17 protein-coding genes are annotated in these 18389 nt (G+C 58.0%); 2 read left to right on the plus strand and 15 right to left on the minus strand.

The genetic code is table 11. The features are described 5' to 3' along the window. Positions 1-39: 39 nt before the first annotated feature. The 5 genes from cobB to lolC all read right to left on the minus strand — a co-directional run bounded on the left by cobB (position 40) and on the right by lolC (position 5038). Positions 40-876 carry a Sir2 family NAD+-dependent deacetylase gene (cobB, locus tag AC559G_RS05105; protein ID WP_279026570.1) on the minus strand — a complete coding sequence of 279 codons (837 nt, stop codon included), beginning with the start codon at positions 874-876 and terminating at the stop codon, positions 40-42. A gap of 9 nt (positions 877-885) precedes the next feature. Next, positions 886-1806 carry an N-acetylglucosamine kinase gene (gene nagK, locus AC559G_RS05110; protein WP_498911742.1) on the minus strand — a complete coding sequence of 307 codons (921 nt, stop codon included), beginning with the start codon at positions 1804-1806 and terminating at the stop codon, positions 886-888. 85 nt (positions 1807-1891) lie between these two features. Further along, complete coding sequence (lolE, locus tag AC559G_RS05115; RefSeq protein ID WP_498911743.1) at positions 1892-3139, minus strand: ABC transporter permease; 1248 nt, start codon at positions 3137-3139, stop codon at positions 1892-1894. After that, positions 3139-3843, minus strand: coding sequence for a lipoprotein-releasing ABC transporter ATP-binding protein LolD (lolD, locus tag AC559G_RS05120; RefSeq protein WP_498911744.1), 705 nt, complete (start codon positions 3841-3843; stop codon positions 3139-3141). The genes lolE and lolD overlap by 1 nt, the downstream gene beginning before the upstream one ends. Next, positions 3836-5038, minus strand: coding sequence for a lipoprotein-releasing ABC transporter permease subunit LolC (gene lolC / locus AC559G_RS05125; RefSeq protein ID WP_498911745.1), 1203 nt, complete (start codon positions 5036-5038; stop codon positions 3836-3838). Before lolC ends, lolD begins: the two co-directional genes overlap by 8 nt. Positions 5039-5540: 502 nt before the next feature. Between lolC and mfd the strand changes: the two genes are divergently transcribed. Further along, a complete protein-coding gene (gene mfd / locus AC559G_RS05130; protein ID WP_498911746.1) occupies positions 5541-9026 on the plus strand; it encodes a transcription-repair coupling factor in 3486 nt (1161 codons plus the stop codon). 87 nt (positions 9027-9113) lie between these two features. Here mfd and AC559G_RS05135 read toward each other — a convergent pair whose 3' ends face one another. The 9 genes from AC559G_RS05135 to AC559G_RS05175 all read right to left on the minus strand — a co-directional run bounded on the left by AC559G_RS05135 (position 9114) and on the right by AC559G_RS05175 (position 16074). After that, entirely contained in the window at positions 9114-9665 is a 552-nt protein-coding gene (locus tag AC559G_RS05135; protein WP_279026560.1) for a glycine zipper 2TM domain-containing protein, read from the minus strand. A gap of 373 nt (positions 9666-10038) precedes the next feature. Continuing rightward, a complete protein-coding gene (locus AC559G_RS05140) occupies positions 10039-11343 on the minus strand; it encodes an NAD(P)/FAD-dependent oxidoreductase (RefSeq protein ID WP_498911747.1) in 1305 nt (434 codons plus the stop codon). Positions 11344-11674: 331 nt separating this feature from the next. Beyond that, entirely contained in the window at positions 11675-12217 is a 543-nt protein-coding gene (gene ycfP / locus AC559G_RS05145) for an alpha/beta hydrolase (protein WP_498911748.1), read from the minus strand. Between the two features lie 58 nt (positions 12218-12275). Further along, positions 12276-13304: a beta-N-acetylhexosaminidase gene (gene nagZ, locus AC559G_RS05150; protein WP_498911749.1), complete on the minus strand. Its 1029-nt coding sequence runs from the start codon at positions 13302-13304 to the stop codon at positions 12276-12278. A 44-nt stretch (positions 13305-13348) separates the two neighbouring features. Next, positions 13349-14197, minus strand: a complete 849-nt coding sequence (thiK, locus tag AC559G_RS05155; protein ID WP_498911750.1) for a protein kinase family protein — start codon at positions 14195-14197, stop codon at positions 13349-13351. Next, the gene (gene lpoB, locus AC559G_RS05160) at positions 14178-14762 is read right to left on the minus strand and encodes a penicillin-binding protein activator LpoB (RefSeq protein WP_498911751.1); all 585 of its coding nucleotides are present in this window, start codon (positions 14760-14762) and stop codon (positions 14178-14180) included. The genes thiK and lpoB overlap by 20 nt, the downstream gene beginning before the upstream one ends. Positions 14763-14789: 27 nt before the next feature. Then, on the minus strand, positions 14790-15191 hold the full coding sequence (locus AC559G_RS05165) for a YcfL family putative periplasmic lipoprotein (RefSeq protein ID WP_498911752.1): 402 nt from the start codon (positions 15189-15191) through the stop codon (positions 14790-14792). Further along, positions 15191-15541 carry a purine nucleoside phosphoramidase gene (gene hinT / locus AC559G_RS05170; protein ID WP_121554956.1) on the minus strand — a complete coding sequence of 117 codons (351 nt, stop codon included), beginning with the start codon at positions 15539-15541 and terminating at the stop codon, positions 15191-15193. Before hinT ends, AC559G_RS05165 begins: the two co-directional genes overlap by 1 nt. A 155-nt stretch (positions 15542-15696) precedes the next feature. Further along, a complete protein-coding gene (locus tag AC559G_RS05175; RefSeq protein WP_498911753.1) occupies positions 15697-16074 on the minus strand; it encodes a winged helix-turn-helix transcriptional regulator in 378 nt (125 codons plus the stop codon). Between the two features lie 98 nt (positions 16075-16172). Here AC559G_RS05175 and AC559G_RS05180 point away from each other — a divergent pair, with 98 nt between their 5' ends. Beyond that, entirely contained in the window at positions 16173-16922 is a 750-nt protein-coding gene (locus AC559G_RS05180; RefSeq protein WP_498911754.1) for an SDR family oxidoreductase, read from the plus strand. 20 nt (positions 16923-16942) lie between these two features. Here AC559G_RS05180 and AC559G_RS05185 read toward each other — a convergent pair whose 3' ends face one another. After that, positions 16943-18247 carry a divalent metal cation transporter gene (locus AC559G_RS05185; RefSeq protein ID WP_498911755.1) on the minus strand — a complete coding sequence of 435 codons (1305 nt, stop codon included), beginning with the start codon at positions 18245-18247 and terminating at the stop codon, positions 16943-16945. Positions 18248-18389 lie beyond the last annotated feature (142 nt).

Raw genomic sequence — 18389 nt, forward strand, 5'->3', positions numbered from 1 at the left:
GAAGGGGGATCATTGCCCCCTTCCCCGGCATCGCACCGCTTAAGGTATGTCTGCCCGCTCGATTTTACCCACCAGGAATTTATGCACGAACTTCGGCACCACTTCGCTGGCTGGGCCGTAGTGTTTCTCTTCAAACTGGCTTTCAACCTGGCTGGGCTCCAGGTTCAACTCCATGGTATAGGCCCCGCCGAGGCGCGCCTCATGCACAAAACCGGCCGCCGGATACACATGGCCGGAGGTGCCGATGGCGATAAAAAAGTCGGCCTTCGCCAGCGCGTGATAAATATCGTCCATCCGTAACGGCATTTCGCCAAACCAAACGATATGCGGCCGCAGCGGCGCCGGGAATTGGCAGCAGTGGCAGCGATCGTCCACGCTAAGATCGCCCGGCCAGTCAAACACCTGGCCGGAACGGGTACAGCGCACCTTCAACAGTTCGCCATGCATATGCACCACGCGGCGGCTGCCCGCGCGCTCATGCAGATTGTCGATGTTCTGGGTTACCAGCAGGAAGTTATCCCCCAGCCACTCTTCCAGATCCGCCAGTGCGCGGTGGGCGGCATTGGGCGCAATGCCCGGCTCTTGCAACTGGCGGCGCCGGGCATTGTAAAATGCCTGCACCAGCGCGGGATTGCGCTGATAGCCTTCCGGCGTGGCGACATCTTCCACCCGGTGCTCTTCCCACAGCCCATCGGCGGCGCGGAAGGTGCGAATACCGGATTCAGCAGAAATCCCGGCGCCGGTCAGCACCACCACAAACGGCTTTTTCAGCTCGGCCGCCGCCATGGTGTCACGGTGGAAAATACGCGATCGCTCGCGTTGATGCAGCATGTGTTTGCTTTTACGAAATCGGCACAGCCGATGGCGAATGCGCATAACCTCTCCTTATCTAATTCTATCCACTACATTGAGGAATGCAGCCCCACGGACACCGCCGGCGTCGCCATACCGTGCTTTTTCAATACGGGGTAGTTTGGCCACGCGCAGCAAATGCGCCGGTAGGCGTTGTGGCAACGCCTGATAAATGGTTGAAAAATTCGACAGTCCACCGCCAATCACCACCAGGTGCGGGTCAATAATCGTCAGCAGGTTGCCCAGGCACACCGCCAGCACGTCCAGAAAGCGCTCGACATGCGCCACCGCCTGCGGTTCGCCGGCCTGATAATGCGCGATAATCTGCGTGGCCGGCAGCGCCTGCTGATAAAAATGCGCATACAGCCACTCAAACCCACGCCCGGAAATATAGTTTTCGATGCAGCCGCGCTGCCCGCAGCCACAGGCCACCAGAGGAATGTCGCTGCCCAGCACCGCCAGTGCATCTACCGGCAAACGAAAGTGGCCAAATTCGCCGGTGACGAAATTACGCCCGGAAACCACCTTGCCGTCCACCACCAGCCCGCCGCCCACGCCGGTGCCGAGGATAATGCCCAGCACCATCGGATAGCGGCGAAATTCTTCATCCCAGGCTTCGGACAGCGCAAAACAGTTCGCATCGTTGTCAATGCGCACTTCGCGGCCGATTAACGCGGCCAGATCGCGCGGCAGCGCCTGGCCCATGGCCGCGGGCACATTGGCGGTAAACAGGGTGCCGTCATCGGCATTGGGCAAACCGGGGATACCAATGCCCACCATGCCCTGCTCGCCGCAAAAGGCATCGGCCTCAAAGGTCAGATCGCACAGGGCCGCCAACAGTTGCTGATAATCGTCACACGGCGTCGGCACCCGCTTCTGCCATACGCGCTGCAAGTTGGCATCAAAGACCCCCAGCTCAATCTTGGTGCCGCCCATATCGAAACCGTAGTACATAACCTTACCCCAGGCCAGATCCCCAGCGCCGCCGCCGGACGAGGGAATAAAAATGGGGCCGCATTGCTGAAGCCCCGTTTTAGCATTACTGCCCGCTTAACACGCGCGCCGGATCGATCCGGCTGGCTCGCCTGGCCGGATACCAACTGGCCAGCAGGCTCAGCACGATGGAGGTCGCCAACACGCTGGCGACGTCCAGCCAGCGCAGCTCGGAGGGCAGAAAGTCGATAAAATAGATATCGCCGGACAGGAATGCATGCCCGATCATCTTTTCTATCGCCTTAATGATATTCGTCAGTTGCAGTGAGGCAATGACGCCAACCACCACGCCGCTGAGGCTGCCCACCAGCCCGGCCAATAAACCGTACCAGATAAAAATGGCGCGAATAAAGCCGTCTTTCGCCCCTAGCGTACGTAACACCGCAATGTCGCTGCTTTTATCCTTCACCGCCATCACCAGCGTGGAGACGATATTGAAGCAGGCGACGCCGATCACCAGCACCATCGCCAAATACATAATGGCGCGGATCATCTGGATATCGCGGTACATATAGCCATAGGTGCCAATCCAGCTTTTGATATACACATAGGCGTTGGTCACTTCGCCCGCATCACGCACCAGTTTATTGGCGGCAAACACGTCGTTGACCTTAATGGCGATGCCGCTGACATCGTCACCCATCGCCAGGTACTGCTGCGCATCGGCCAGCGGCACCATCGCCAGGCTATGATCCAGTTGCCCGCTCAATTGCAGAATACCGGTAACGTGCAAACGGATGCGCTTTGGCTGCAACAGCTTCATCTGTGGATCGCTGTTGGGGATCATCACCGTCACATAGGCGCCTTCTTTAACGCCCAAGGCATCGGCAACGCCTTTCCCCAGGATCACCTGCTGCTCGCCGCTTTTAAAATGGCTCCAGGCATCGCCCTGCACATACTTCGGCAACGCACTCAGGCGGTTTTCCTGCTGTGGGTCAACGCCTTTGACCTGCACCGCCCGCAGTTGGGCGCCGTTTTCCAACAGACCGGTAAAGTTGATGTAAGGCGCGGCGGCGGCAATGCCCGGCACCTTTTCCACCCGCTGCAGCACCTGCTGCCAGCCGGCGAACGGCGGTTTAACCGGCATGATTTCGCCGTGGGGCACCACAGCCAATACGCGGTTGTTCAACTCGCGCTCAAAACCGTTCATGGCGCTCAGCCCGACGATCAGCACAGCCACGCCCAGCGCAATGCCAACGGTGGAAATCACTGAAATCAGCGAAACCATGCCGCCGCGCCGACGGCCGCGGCTAAAGCGCAGCGCGGCCAGCAGTGAAAGGGGCAAACCAGCCATTACTCAGCCCCCAACAGGGTTAACTGCGCTTGCAGGTGGCCGTCGCGCATTTCCAACTGCCGGCTAAGGCGTTTCGCCAACTGCAGATCGTGCGTCACCACCAGGAAGGCGGTGCCCTGGCGAACGTTAAGTTCGCCAAGCAAATCAAAAATGCTGTCGGCGGTACGCTGGTCAAGGTTACCGGTGGGCTCATCCGCCAGCACCAGCGCCGGGTTATTGACCAATGCCCTGGCGATAGCCACACGCTGGCGTTCGCCGCCGGAAAGCTCTGAAGGGCGGTGCCCGCTGCGTTTATCCAGCCCGACGGCCGCCAGCATCTCCTGCGCTTTGTCCTGCGCCTGCGCCGGCTTCATACCGCCAATCAGCAACGGCATGGCGGTATTTTCCAGCGCGGTGAAATCGGGCAACAGATGGTGGAACTGATAGATAAAGCCCAGATCGCGGTTGCGCAGCTCGGCCCTGGCGGCGGAAGAGAGTTTGTTCAGCACCTGCCCTTTAAAAACCACCTCGCCGGAGGTGGGCGAATCCAGCCCGCCCAGCAGGTGCAGCAGCGTACTCTTACCGGAACCCGAGCTGCCGACAATCGCCATCATCTCACCCGGCTGCATGGCAAAACTGACGTTGCGCAGCACAGAAGTTTGCAGATTGCCTTCCTGATAGGTCTTGCACAGGCTGTCACACTGCAGCAAAAGATGGTCACTCATAACGTAAAGCCTCAGCGGGTTGTACGGCGGCAGCGCGCCATGAAGGGTAAAGCGTGGACAGCAAGGATATCGCCATCGCCGATACGGCGATGACGGCCACCTGCAACGGGTTCACCGCCACCGGCAGCGACACGCCGTCAACCAGGATGCCGAGCACCGGTATCAGCGTATTCAGGTTACAGGCCAATAGCACGCCAAGCGCCGTGCCAAGCAGCGAGCCGATAATCCCGGCACTGGCCCCTTGGGTCATGAACACCGCCATGATTTGGCGCCGTGTCAGCCCCAGGGTTTGCAAAATGGCGACCTCGCCCTGTTTTTCCATCACCAGCAGGCCAAGCGACGTAATAATATTGAAGGCGGCCACGGCCACGATCAGGCTCAACAGCAGCCCCATCATGTTTTTTTCCATGCTCACCGCCTGGAACAACTCACCTTTACGCTCGCGCCAATCCTGCCATTTCGCTCCCTGCGGCAACGTTTGCTGGCTCAGAACATCGACGGACAACGGCTGTTGCAGGAACAGGCGCCAGCCGGTAATGCTGCCGGCCGGGTAGCGCATCAGGCGCGATGCGTCCTGTTGGTTGACCAGCAGTTGATAGCCGTCCACTTCGCCGTTGGCATGGAAGGTGCCAACCACGGTGAACAGACGCTGGCTCGGTATACGCCCCATCGGGGTAAACTGGCTGGCGCTCGGCACCATCAGGCGCAGTTGTTCACCGCGTTTGATACCCAGTTGATCGGCCAGCTGTTCGCCAATGATGATATTGTACTGGCCGGGCTGCAGCTGTTGCTGCTTCACGTTGACCAGATAAGGCGTGAGCGGATCCGGTTCGTCCGGGTTGATGCCCAACATCACGCCCACCGCCACGCTATGGGCGCTTTGCAGCACCACATCGCCGGTGGTCAGCGGCGCAATGCGGGTGACGCCCTGCAAATTTTGCAGGCTGGCGGCGGGGAAGCGTTGCGGATCGATCGCCCCTTGCTGGCTGGTGATTAACGCCTGCGGCATCAGGCCCAGAATATTGCTTTCCAGATCCTTTTCGAAACCGTTCATCACCGACAGCACGGTGACTAACGCCATCACACCCAGCGTAATGCCGATGGTGGACAGCCAAGAGACAAACCGCCCAAAGCGGTCTGAGGCCCGCCCACGCATGTAGCGCAGGCCAATGAATAACGCGACTGGTTGATACATGAAATCCGTTTTGTTGCCGTAGCTTAAGCAAAGTGACTAAGGATAATAAAGGCTGCGCCCGCTTTAGGGAACCACTCAGCCGGTTTTATTCTTTCCGGGTGCTTCACGCCTTAACAGATTGTAAACCAGCGCGTGGCGACATGCTGGATAATCGCCGCGCTCTACCCGCCGCCCATGATTAAATTGATTAAATAATGCCCACAAGGGGCGGCCAATGGCGTTTTGCCTATGTCAGTTTATTAGCCAGTGGGCTAGTATAGCCACAGTTAACGCCCCTGAATCCATGCCGGGCAAACCGGGTTTTGTGGTTTCCACCGTTGTGCACCGCGGTGAGAACCAAATCACTGTGACCATATACACCCAAAATAATTCAAGTTGCAGGAAGGCGGCAACGCAGCGAATCCCCAGGAGCTTACTGGAGTAAGTGACTGGGGTGAGTGAGGAAAGCCAACACACCTGCAGCTTGAAGAATGAAGGGTATAAATTGATTAAAGAAAACTGAATGAGCACTTCTGACAATCACAGCCGTTCCCAATCCTCCTCATCCCGTTATTCCCTGCCAGAACGCGCGGGCGATGTGCGCCAATTGGGGCAACTGACGGGGGCGGCCTGCGCGGTGGAATGCGCCGAGATCGTCGAGCGCCATAACGGGCCGGTGTTGCTGATCGCCCCGGATATGCAAAATGCCCTGCGGCTGCGCGATGAGATCCAACAGTTTACCGATCAGTTGGTGACCACCTTGCCGGACTGGGAAACGCTGCCTTATGACAGCTTCTCCCCCCACCAGGAGATTATCTCCGCCCGCCTCTCCAGCCTGTATCACTTGCCCACCATGGCGCGCGGCGTGATCATTTTGCCGGTGAACACGCTGATGCAGCGCGTTTGCCCGCATGAATTCCTGCATGGCCATGCGCTGGTGATGAAAAAAGGCCAGCGCCTGTCGCGCGATAAACTGCGGGCGCAGTTGGAACAGGCCGGCTACCGCAGCGTGGATCAGGTGATGGAGCACGGTGAATTCGCCACCCGCGGCGCCCTGCTTGATCTCTACCCGATGGGCAGCGAAGAGCCTTACCGCATCGATTTCTTCGACGATGAGATCGACAGCCTGCGCATTTTCGACGTCGACAGCCAACGCACGCTCAGCGAAGTCGAGGCGATCAACCTGCTGCCGGCGCATGAGTTCCCGACCGATAAAAACGCCATTGAGCTGTTCCGTAGCCAATGGCGCGAACAGTTTGAAGTACGGCGCGACGCCGAACACATTTACCAGCAGGTCAGCAAAGGCACCTGGCCGGCCGGCATTGAATACTGGCAGCCGCTGTTTTTCAGCCAGGAATTGCCTTCCCTGTTCAGCTATCTGCCAGCCAACACGCTGCTGGTGAACACCGGCAATCTGCAAAGCGCCGCCGATCGCTTCTGGCTGGACGTCAAAAGCCGCTATGAAAGCCGCCGGGTTGATCCCATGCGCCCGCTGCTGCCGCCGGAAAGCCTGTGGCTGCGCGTGGATGCTCTGTTTGCCGAATTAAAAGCCTGGCCGCGCATGGAGCTGAAAACCGACACGCTGCCCGCCAAAGCCGGCAATACCAACCTGGATTATCGGCCGCTGCCGGATCTGGCGGTGCAGGCGCAGCAAAAATCTCCGCTGGACAATCTGCGCCGCTTTATCGAAAGCTTCGACGGCAGCGTTATTTTCTCGGTGGAAAGCGAAGGACGACGTGAAACGCTGCAGGACATGCTCGGCCGCATCAAGCTGTCGCCAAGCCTGCTCACCCGGCTCGATCAGGCAGAAGCGCCAGGGCGTTATATGATGATTGGCGCCGCCGAACACGGCTTCCTAGACGGCATCCGTAACCGGGCGCTGATCTGCGAAAGCAACCTGCTGGGCGAACGCGTTAGCCGGCGGCGGCAGGACAATCGCCGCACCATCAATACCGACACTCTGATCCGCAACCTAGCGGAGTTGCACTCCGGCCAGCCAGTGGTGCACCTGGAGCACGGCGTGGGCCGCTACGTGGGCCTCACCACGCTGGAAGCCGGCGGCATTAAAGCGGAATACCTGATCCTCGCCTATGCCGGCGATGACAAGCTGTACGTGCCGGTATCTTCGCTGCACCTGATTAGCCGCTACGCCGGCGGCGCGGACGAAAATGCCCCGCTGCACAAACTGGGCGGCGATGCCTGGTCGCGCGCGCGCCAGAAAGCGGCCGAGAAAGTGCGTGACGTGGCCGCCGAGCTGCTGGACATCTATGCGTTGCGCGCCGCCAAGAGCGGCTATGCCTTCAAGCACAACCGTGAGCAGTATCAACTGTTCTGCCAGAGCTTCCCGTTTGAAACCACGCCGGATCAGCAGCAAGCGATCAACGCAGTGCTGAGCGACATGTGCCAGCCGCTGGCGATGGATCGCCTGGTGTGCGGCGACGTCGGCTTCGGCAAAACCGAAGTGGCGATGCGCGCCGCCTTTCTGGCGGTGGAAAATGGCAAGCAGGTGGCGGTGCTGGTGCCCACCACCCTGCTGGCGCAGCAGCACTTCGACAATTTCCGCGATCGCTTCGCCACCTGGCCGATCCGCATCGAAATGATGTCACGCTTTCGCAGCGCCAAAGAGCAGCAACAGGTGCTGGACAGCGCGGCCGAAGGCAAGGTGGATATCATCATCGGCACCCACAAGCTGCTGCAAAGCGATCTGCGCTGGAAAGACCTTGGCCTGCTGATCGTTGATGAAGAGCACCGTTTTGGCGTGCGCCACAAAGAGCGCATCAAAGCCATGCGCGCCGACGTCGATATCCTGACGCTGACCGCCACCCCTATTCCGCGCACCTTGAATATGGCGATGAGCGGCATGCGTGATTTGTCGATTATCGCCACCCCGCCGGCGCGCCGCCTGGCGGTGAAAACCTTTGTCCGTGAGTACGACAACCTGCTGGTGCGTGAATCCATCCTGCGTGAGGTGCTGCGCGGCGGGCAGGTTTACTACTTGTACAATGACGTCGAAAACATCGAAAAGGCAGCACAGCGCCTGGCGGAGCTGGTGCCGGAAGCACGCGTCGCCATCGGCCACGGCCAGATGCGCGAACGCGATCTGGAGCGGGTGATGAATGATTTTCACCACCAGCGCTTCAACGTGTTGGTTTGCACCACCATTATCGAAACCGGCATCGATATCCCCAGCGCCAATACCATTATCATCGAGCGGGCCGATCGTTTCGGCCTGGCGCAACTGCACCAGCTGCGCGGCCGCGTTGGGCGCTCGCACCACCAGGCCTATGCCTACCTGCTAACGCCGAACCCGAAAGCGATGAGCGCCGATGCCCACAAGCGGCTGGAAGCCATCGCGTCGCTGGAGGATTTGGGCGCCGGCTTTGCGCTGGCCACGCACGATCTGGAAATCCGCGGCGCCGGTGAACTGCTGGGCGAGGATCAAAGCGGCCAGATGACAACCATCGGTTTCTCGTTGTACATGGATCTATTGGAAAGCGCGGTGGATGCGCTGAAAAATGGTCGTGAACCTTCACTTGAAGATCTCACCAGCAGCCAGGCCGAAGTGGAAATGCGCATGCCGGCGCTGCTGCCGGACGACTTTATCCCGGACGTCAGCACCCGCCTTTCATTCTATAAGCGCATTGCCAGCGCAAAAAACCAGGATGAGCTGGAAGAACTGAAGGTGGAATTAATCGATCGCTTCGGCGTGCTGCCGGATGCGGCGCGCAATTTGCTGCACAGCGCAGCGCTGCGCCAGCAGGCGCTAGCACTGGGCATCAAGCGGATTGAAGGCAACGAACGCGGCGGCTTTATTGAGTTTGGCGAGAAAAACCGGGTGGATCCGGCCTATTTGATCGGCCTGTTGCAAAGCAAACCGCAGGTCTACCGGCTGGATGGCCCCGCCAAACTGAAATTCATGCTGGATCTCAGCGACCGGGCAAAACGGATGAAGTTTGTTAGCGAACTGCTGGCCGCATTCCACGAACATACTCTGGCGCTGGCCAGTTAACTGTGGTTTCGGCCCGCAGGGCCTGAAAACGCCAACGGGCATGGGGAAACCCATGCCCGTTGTTTTTTTACTCTGCGACTAACGCCATCACGCCTTATTGTCGTCGCTACGGTTCAGCACCAACTGGCCGCTTCGATCCAGCGGGATCTGGGTGCCTGGATCGTGATCCATGCGAATCTTGCCCTGCTGATCGCCAATTTTGTAGGTCACGTCATAGCCCAGCATTTTCTGGGTTTTGTCGTAGACCGTTTTACAGCGCTGCTGCACGCTGGAGGTGGTGTCGTTGTTCTGCAACGAACCCTGGATCTGGTTACCGGCGTAACCACCACCCAATGCGCCCACCACGGTCGCGACGTCGCGGCCGCGGCCACCGCCAAACTGATGACCAATCACCCCACCGGCTACCGCGCCCAATACCGAACCGGCAATGCGGTTTTCATCCTGCACCGGCGCACGGTGCGTCACCGTCACATTGCGGCATTCCTGACGCGGCGTCTTGATGGTTTCTTTGATCGGTGTGGCGGACAATACCTGAGCATATTGTGGACCAGAAGAAAAAACATCCAGGCTGGCAACCGCAGCAATCCCCAGAGCAGCTGCAATACCAATCCCGATACCGGCTAACATTGACTTGTTCACAGGAAATCCTCCTGAAAGTATTACCACGCATTTTCACCAGGCGTTCTGCAATGGTGCGCCGCGCTTATTATTTTGCGCATAGGCGGCACACAGAGCCCCGGTTAGCGGCGTGCGCGACTCGCCGTCTGTAAACAGAGTGAAGTCTGCACAAGGAACCCCAGGCCCGCAATAAGACGAGTTCACCAAAAATGCGGGAAATCACGCCCCGCGCAGGCATTTAGGATGATTCTTAAGACCATTACCCAGGATAATGGCATTTTATCCTGCGTTTAAGGCAATTACACACAGATCCCATGGGCATCATAGCGGCGAAAAAAAACCCATGCTGCATAGGCATGGGTTTTCTGTTGGCGGCAATGCCGCACGCAGTGGATCAGTGCATTTTCAGGCGCGGGCGGATCACGCGGTTGATACCGCCCACCAGCATCATCAGGCCGGTTTTGATATAGCCGTGCAGCGCAACCTGGTGCATACGATACAGTGAAATGTACACAAAGCGCGCGATGCGCCCTTCCACCATCATCGAGCCGCGCATCAGGTTACCCATCAGGCTGCCCACGGTGCTAAAGCGCGACAGCGAAACCAGCGAGCCATGGTCTTTATACACGTAGGATTTCAGCGCCTGGCCGTTCAGCAGCGCCAGGATATTGCTGTAACAGCGCGAAGCCATCTGGTGCGCGGACTGCGCACGCGGTGGCACAAAGCCCCCTTCCGGTTTCGGACAGGAAGCGCAGTCGCCGATGGCGAAGATGTTCGGATCGCGCGTGGTTTGCAGCGTGGGTTCCACCACCAGTTGATTGATACGGTTGGTTTCCAACCCGCCGATGTCTTTCATGAAGTCCGGCGCTTTGATCCCGGCCGCCCAAACCATCAGATCGGCATCGATAAATTCACCGCCTTTGGTGTTCAGGCCGTTGGCATCGGCGCTGGTGACCATGGTGCCGGTCAGCACGCGCACGCCCAGCTTGACCAGTTCCTGGTGAGCCGCGGCAGAAATACGCGGCGGCAGCGCAGGCAGAATACGCTCGCCGGCTTCCACCAGCGTGACATTCAGCGAGCTGTTGTCCAGCCCTTGATAGCCATAGCTGTGCAACTGTTTGACCGCATTGTGCAGTTCTGCTGAAAGCTCCACGCCGGTGGCGCCGCCGCCGACGATGGCAATGTTGATTTTTTCGCCCTTCTCCGGCTGGGCGGAGAATTTCAGGAACAGATTAAGCATTTCGTTATGGAAACGACGCGCTTGATGCGGGTTGTCGAGGAAGATGCAGTGATCTTTTACGCCCGGCGTGCCGAAATCATTCGAGGTACTACCAAGCGCCATCACCAGGATGTCGTAAGGCAATTCACGATCGGGCACCAGCTCTTCGCCGTTTTCATCACAGATTTGCGCCAGGTGCACCGTCTGCTTTTCACGATCGATATTCGTCATGGAGCCGAGTTGGAAGCAAAAATGATGGTTGCGCGCATGAGCAAGGTAGTTCAGCGCATCCACGCCGTCATCAAGCGAGCCCGTTGCCACTTCGTGCAGCAGCGGTTTCCACAGGTGGCTATGGTTGCGATCCACTAGCGTAATCTCCGCCTTGTTGCTGCGGCCGAGCTTGTGCCCCAGGCTGGTTGCCAGTTCCAAACCGCCGGCGCCACCGCCCACAATAACGATTTTTTTCTTTGCCGTTGTCAAAATAACCCCCTAAATGTGAACCATTTGTTATCCAAGGGTAAACAAACAATATCCTTAGAATACATAGGGTTCGCGTAAAATAATCCTGCTATTGGAGCAAGAATAACATGTGGGGTTATTTGGTCATACCAAAATTGATGTGCATCAATTTTTTTTGGTTAAAGGCTGGACAATGAAAATTTTCAGTGCCGGATATTCAAATAGTTAGCGCCAGATCACTTTTTTCAATATTTGTGCTGGCACGCAACGTTTTCGTCTGAACGACCATTCTGCCCGCCGCGTTTGCCGTTGGCTCGCAGGCATTGTGGCCGGCAAAAAAGTTAAAAAGCTGTTAACCCGCGGTCTTGAATGCCTTAATGCGTTGCAGATGCGGCGAGATATTTTTAAATTTATGTGTCTGCTGCTCATCCCACAGGATCTCATAATACTTGTGCAACAGCGCGGCTGAACGTTGATTATCCAGAATTTCATCATGACGTGAAAGCACGACCAGGCAGCGATCGCGATTTCTTTCGCGAAAATCACTCACACACTTGGTGGCGATATCCCGATATTCTTCCGGACGATCGATTTTGCCATGCATGTGTTCTTCCGGATACAGATTGGGGTTGAACATTACCTGCCGGATACCGCACAAAAAACCGATGCGCTCGGCCCAAAAGCCCCCCAGGCCGACGCCGCAGATCAACGGTTGGCTATCGTCCCCCTGCTGAACCGCCTTATCCACTTCTTTCAGCAGATACTGCATGTCGTGCCGTGGGTGCAACGTACTGTAGCTGATCAAACGCACATCCGGATCGAGAAACTGCAACTGCAGCACCTTTTCGTGGTTACCTGGGCTGCTGGAATCGAAACCATGCAAATAAATAATCATCTGGGAACCTCCTTGCAAAGGGGCACGGCCATGCCCCGCGTTCACGCAATGCTAAAGCTTATAAAGCCGGCCCGCCCGCATGCTGTTTGGTCTCTTCCCAACGCTGGCTTAGGGCGCTCAGCGTTTGGTGAGCCTGCTGCCAACGTGCGGAATCTAACAGCGCCTGCCGGGTAAACCGCCCACGATGATATAACCGCTGCAGCTTTTCAACTTTGACCGGGGACAGGTTATCAAGCACGCTTACCGCACCGGCGCGGTTGTTGCACACCAGAATCATATCGCAGCCGGCATCCAGTGCGGCCTGGCCGCGTTCAGCATAGCTGCCCATGATCGCCGCCCCTTCCATAGACAAATCATCAGAGAAAATGATGCCGCCAAAGCCCAGCTCGTCGCGCAGGATCTGCCGCAGCCAATACGGCGAGCAGCTCGCCGGCAGCGGATCGGCTTCAGTATAGATGACGTGCGCAGGCATGACGGCATCCAGCAGTTGGCGCTGAATAAGCTCACGAAAAATCGCCATATCATGGCGACGAATCTCCGCCAACGGCCGCGGATCGCGCGGCGTTTCCTTATGCGAATCCGCGCTGACCGCGCCGTGGCCCGGGAAGTGTTTGCCCGTGGTGCTCATGCCGGCGCTGTGCATGCCCTGAATGAAACGCTCGGCCAGCGCCAGCGCGTGCTGCGGATCGCTATGGAAAGAACGTTCGCCAATCGCCGCACTAATATGACCAATATCCAGCACCGGCGCGAAACTGATATCAATATCCTGGGCGATCATCTCTGCGGCCATCAGCCAGCCCGCTTCCTGCGCCAGGCGGCCCGCTTCGGGCATGTCGTTCAGGGCGGCAAAAGACTGCATCGCCGGCAGGCGGGTGAACCCTTCACGGAAACGCTGCACGCGGCCGCCTTCCTGATCCACCGCCACCACCAGCCGCTCACGCGAGGCGGCGCGGATCTGCCGCACCAGCTCGCGCAGTTGTTCTGCATTATAAAAATTGCGGGTAAACAGGATCAGCCCGCCAACCGATGGGTGCTGTAAAATTTCACGTTCTTCCACATCCAGCTCATAGCTGGCGACGTCTAGCATTACTGGGCCCACGGCCACCTCACTTCATTTATTACGATACAAGGCTATGATAAACAAAAACGCTGGCGCTGCGCCGCGCTCCAGTGCAAAAAGGCGCGATCGCCACTCTGCTGCCAGCGGACTTCACACCACAACAGCATCAGGTAGTCAACCCACGGCTGCCAGCGGCGGATCTGCCGGTGCAACTGCGCCGGCGGGTAGCGATGCGCATAGTGCTGCAAGAAGCGTTGCTGCCGTTCCGGCGCCCAGCGGTTACTGTAAAACAGTGCCGCCAGCTCCAGCGCAATATCGCCATCGGCGGCGTATTCCCAATCAATCAAGCGCAGCCGGTCGCCATCCAGCACCAGGTTGCCAGGGTGAATATCCATATGCAGCGGCGCCAGGTGCAGCGGCTGCGGCGGCCGGGCGTGCAGGAAACGCTGCTGCAAACGCAGCCAGGCTGGCGTAACGCGGCGGCGATCGACAAACTGCCAGTAACGGGCAAATTGTTGCTGTAAATTAAGGCGATAGCCGCAAAGCGGGCGCTGATGCAACTGCGCAATCCCGGCGGCCAGCCGGCCATTATCCGCCAGTTGTGCAAACCGCGCCGCGGTGACAACGTCACCAACCAGCCATTCCACCACCAACCAACGGTGATTTTGCGCCATCACCCTTGGCCCAAGGCCGCTGCCACAGCGGCGCAGCACGTTGGCTTCGCGGCGGCGGTTGACGCCAAACACCGTATTGGCCGCCCGTTCCCGGCGGGCAAGCAGTTGAAGCCCTTCGCCGCTAATCCGCCAGCTTTCACCGCTCAGCCCAGCCACCGGACTGAAACGACAACCGGCGGTTTTCACCGCCGGCAGTTGGGATTGAAGCAGGTGCTGCAACTCAGCTTCAGTTTTTAACGGTGCCATTGCCCGACCAGACAATTTCACCAGTCTGCACCAGCATCAGTTGCATATCCAGCGTCGGCGCTTTGACATCGCCGCTGGCGTCCGTATACAGCACATACTGCGCCTTCACGATACGCGCCAGACCAATGGCCTTGCTGCGCGAACCCAGGCTGTCATCCACCGATAGCCCAAGCGTTTGCTTGGCGGCAGCCAGTTGGCTGTCCGGCACAACGCTGAAGGTCGAGTTAGCCGCCAGCGCCTTATGCAGGGCGGCAGTCGCCTTGCCGGTCGGCAATGCGCCGTTGGTGTTGTTTTTCACGCTATCGAGCAACAGAACGCTGCCGGGTTGCACGCCTTCCGCCTGCAGCATCTGGTTAACCAGCGGCTGAACGCTGCCCAGCCAGTCGAGCTGCTGGATTTTGGGCGGCTGCGGCACGGGTTGGGTCGTGGGCGGCTGCGGTTGCTCCGGCGGCGGCGTTGGCTGGACCGGCTCAATCGGCGCCGGCTCTTGTTGCTGCGCAGGAGGCTGTAGCTGACAACCGCTTAATATCAAGGCAGCCACCGCTACCGATAAATACTTTTTCATCATCCCTCTCCACTGAAAATAAGGCGCTTACAAGAGTAGATACAGCCGGACGCGTTTAGCATCCAGATTACCGTTGATGGAGTACACTTCGGCGTCCGAATTGGGCGCGACGGTAATTTCACGCGTTTTTTCAACGGGCAGGATATCCAATCCCTGGGCGTCATACCAATAAAAACGGTAGTGCACCGTCACCGGGGTTGGCTGGCTATTCGTGAGCACCGAGGTGACCATCACGCGCCCAGAGGCGTCTTTGATGGTTGGCCGGCTGGCAAAAATCCCGGCGACCATGACGGAAGAATCCATCACCACCGTTTGCCGCTCATTAAGCGCGATCGCCGCCGGGTGGCTGCAACCGTTAAGCAGCATAACCGGCATCGCCAGAGCGATGAGCCACGGCTTACGGTTGAAAAGACGCCGCAGGCTTTTCATCAGCGCGCCAACAGTGGGCCAAGCGCGCGGCCGCCGACCAGGTGCATATGGATGTGGTACACCTCTTGCCCGGCGTGGCGGTTGCAATTGATGATCAGGCGGTAGCCGTCCTCGGCAATGCCTTCCTGTTCGGCAATTTTCGCCGCGGCGGTGATCATCCGCCCTAACGCAGCCTCATGTTCTGCTGTTACATGGTTAACGGTTGGGATCAACACGTTCGGCACAATCAGAATGTGAGTCGGCGCCTGGGGGGAGATGTCGCGGAAAGCGGTAACCAGTTCATCCTGATAGACTACGTCAGCAGGGATTTCGCGGCGGATAATTTTACTGAAAATCGTTTCTTCGGCCATCTGGCGTTCCTTATGATTAATAAAGAAGACACATGCAGTATGAGTGACAAATTCTCCCGTTTTCAACCTGATTGCGCATTTCCCGCATTGAATGGTGCCAAATCGCACAGTTAGCGCCCATGCCGGCGCCATACCGCGGCTGCAGACAATCGCACTTATCCTCCATTTAACTGTGCGGTATGCGCACGCATCCAGTCAGCCAGTGAATCAAGCGTCGGCCTCAGCGTTCTGCCCAGTTTGGTAATCTGATACTCAACCCGCGGCGGCACTTCCGGATACACCGTGCGCAACACCAGCCCACGCTGCTCGAATTGCCGTAGCTGGCGCGTTAACTCTTTCTGGGCAATAGGCGCAACCGCCCGTTGCAATACGCGAAAACGAACGGGGCCATCAATAATAATTAGCCGATAAAGAATGGGGATTGCCCACTTGCTAGACAGTAAATTCATAAAATCCACCATCGGACAGGGTTCGCCAATCGCCGGTAACGCCGTTAAACTTTTTTCTTTCGTTGATGCCGCGGCCTCTGTCATTGCATCCCACCCTCACCCTTAGTATCCAAATGGTACCTACTATTAAAAAGATACTATAGTGCAAATAATCGTGCGACGTTCAACCAGAGGAAAGCGCCATGACACGATTGCAAGGCAAGTATGCACTGATTACCGGCGGCACCAGCGGCATCGGGCTGGAAACGGCACGCCAATTTGTACGCGAGGGTGCGACCGTCGCCATTACCGGGCGCCACCCGGCAGGGCTTACCGCCGCAGGCGAGGAATTGGGGGAGCTTCTGCTGCTCCATAGCGATGCCGGAGATATCTCCGCGCAGAGCGATATTGCACGGCAGTTGGCACAGCGTTGGCCGCGGCTGGACGTCCTGTTCGTTAATGCCGGTGACGTCACTCATCGCCCACTGGCCGATTGGGATCAACAGAGCTATGACCGCCTGATGGATACTAACCTCAAAGGGCCATTTTTCCTGATTCAGGCTCTTCTCCCTCTGTTGGCCAACCCTGCATCCATTATTCTGTGCGGTTCAGTCAGCGCCCATATCGGCCTGCCGCAAAGCAGTGCCTATGCCGCCAGCAAAGCTGGGCTATTGTCTTTAGCCCGCACACTGTCCGGCGAGTTGCACCATCGTGGCATCCGCATTAATGGCCTTAGCCCTGGGCCGACCGATACGCCGGCATTCAACAAATTGGGGGTTGCCGATGCCGTTGAACAGCAAACAATGAAAGATGGCATCCGCGCCCTAGTGCCGATTGGCCGTATGGGCACGCCGCTTGAGCTGGCGCAAGCGGCGGTATTTCTTGCCTCGGATGAATCGGCATTTATGGTAGGAGCGGAATTGCAGATGGATGGCGGCATGGGCAACCTATAACCTGGGCACGCCCAGGGCGCCTAACGCAGCCCTGGGATCCCCACGCCGAAGGTTTGCAGCAGCAGGATCGCATTGAGCAAAATGATCACCACGGTGCCGATCACCGAGATCAGGCTGGTCAGGCGGCCATTCGCGAATGGCCCCATGATGTCGCGCCGGCGGGTGAACATCACCAGGGCAATCATCGGTGCAGGCAGGGCCAGGCTCAATACCACCTGGCTGTATACCAGCGCGTCAGTCACATTAACGCCCATCGCTACCACCACAAAGGCCGGCAGCATAGTCACCAGGCGGCGCAGCCATATTGGAATATGAAAACCCACGAAGCCCTGCATGATCATTTGCCCGGCCATGGTGCCGACAACCGAGCTTGAAATCCCCGAGGCGATCAACGACATCAGGAACACGCCTGCGGCGCCGATGCCCAACAGCGGCGTCAACGTGTGGTAGGCAGTGCCGATTTCGGCCACCTCGCTGTGCCCCTCATGGAATGCGCTGGAGGCCATGATCACCATCGCAATGTTCACCATGCCGGCAATCGCCAGAGCCACCACAACTTCAATATTGGAAAAACGCAGCAGCTTACGCCGTTCGTTGTCATTGCTGGCCATGGTCCGGTGCTGGGTCAAGCCGGAGTGCAGAAAGATGGCATGGGGCATCACCGTCGCACCGATAATCCCGACGGCAATGGTCAGCGCCTGCGCATCCGGTATCTGTACCTTTACCATCCCCATGCCGGCCGCCGCCCAGTCGACCGGGACAATAAACATCTCGATCAGATAGCACAACGCGATCACCCCAACCAAAGCGCCAATCACCAGTTCAATCGGGCGAAAGCCTTTTTTCTCGACCAGCAACAGCGCATAGGTGATCACCGCCGTCACGCCCATACCCACCAGCAACGGCATATGGAACAGCAATGCCAGCGCTATCGCGCCCCCAAGGAATTCGGCCAGATCCGTCGCCATCGCAGCGACCTCACTAAGCCCCCACATGCCGATCACCACCGGGCGGGAAAACTGATCGCGGCACATTTCCGCCAGATTGCGCTGGGTGACAATGCCAAGCTTGGCGGACAGCGCCTGAAACAGCATCGCGATCAGGTTCGCCATCACCACTACCCACAACAGGCTATAGCCATAGCGGGAGCCGGCCTGAATATTGGTTGCGAAGTTACCCGGATCCATATAGGCAATCGACGCCACTACCGCCGGCCCGGCAAACAGGAACGGCGTCAGCAGCCCCTTACTACGGCCGGCAAGCGCTTTGCCGATCGCGATATTGGTGCGTTCAGTTAATGAGGGTTCGGGTGTTACTTGCCGCATGGATTAATCGTCCTATCACGTTGATGGCGACTACGTGCACCACACAGCAAAATGTAGCACTGGCTACACTTCATGCAACGAAGAAACTTAGATGGCTTTGTATACAAATATTTCTAACGGCCGCTTTCGCAGGATATCGAAT

Source organism: Gibbsiella greigii (assembly GCF_039540155.1).
GTDB classification, from domain to species: Bacteria; Pseudomonadota; Gammaproteobacteria; order Enterobacterales; family Enterobacteriaceae; genus Gibbsiella; species Gibbsiella quercinecans.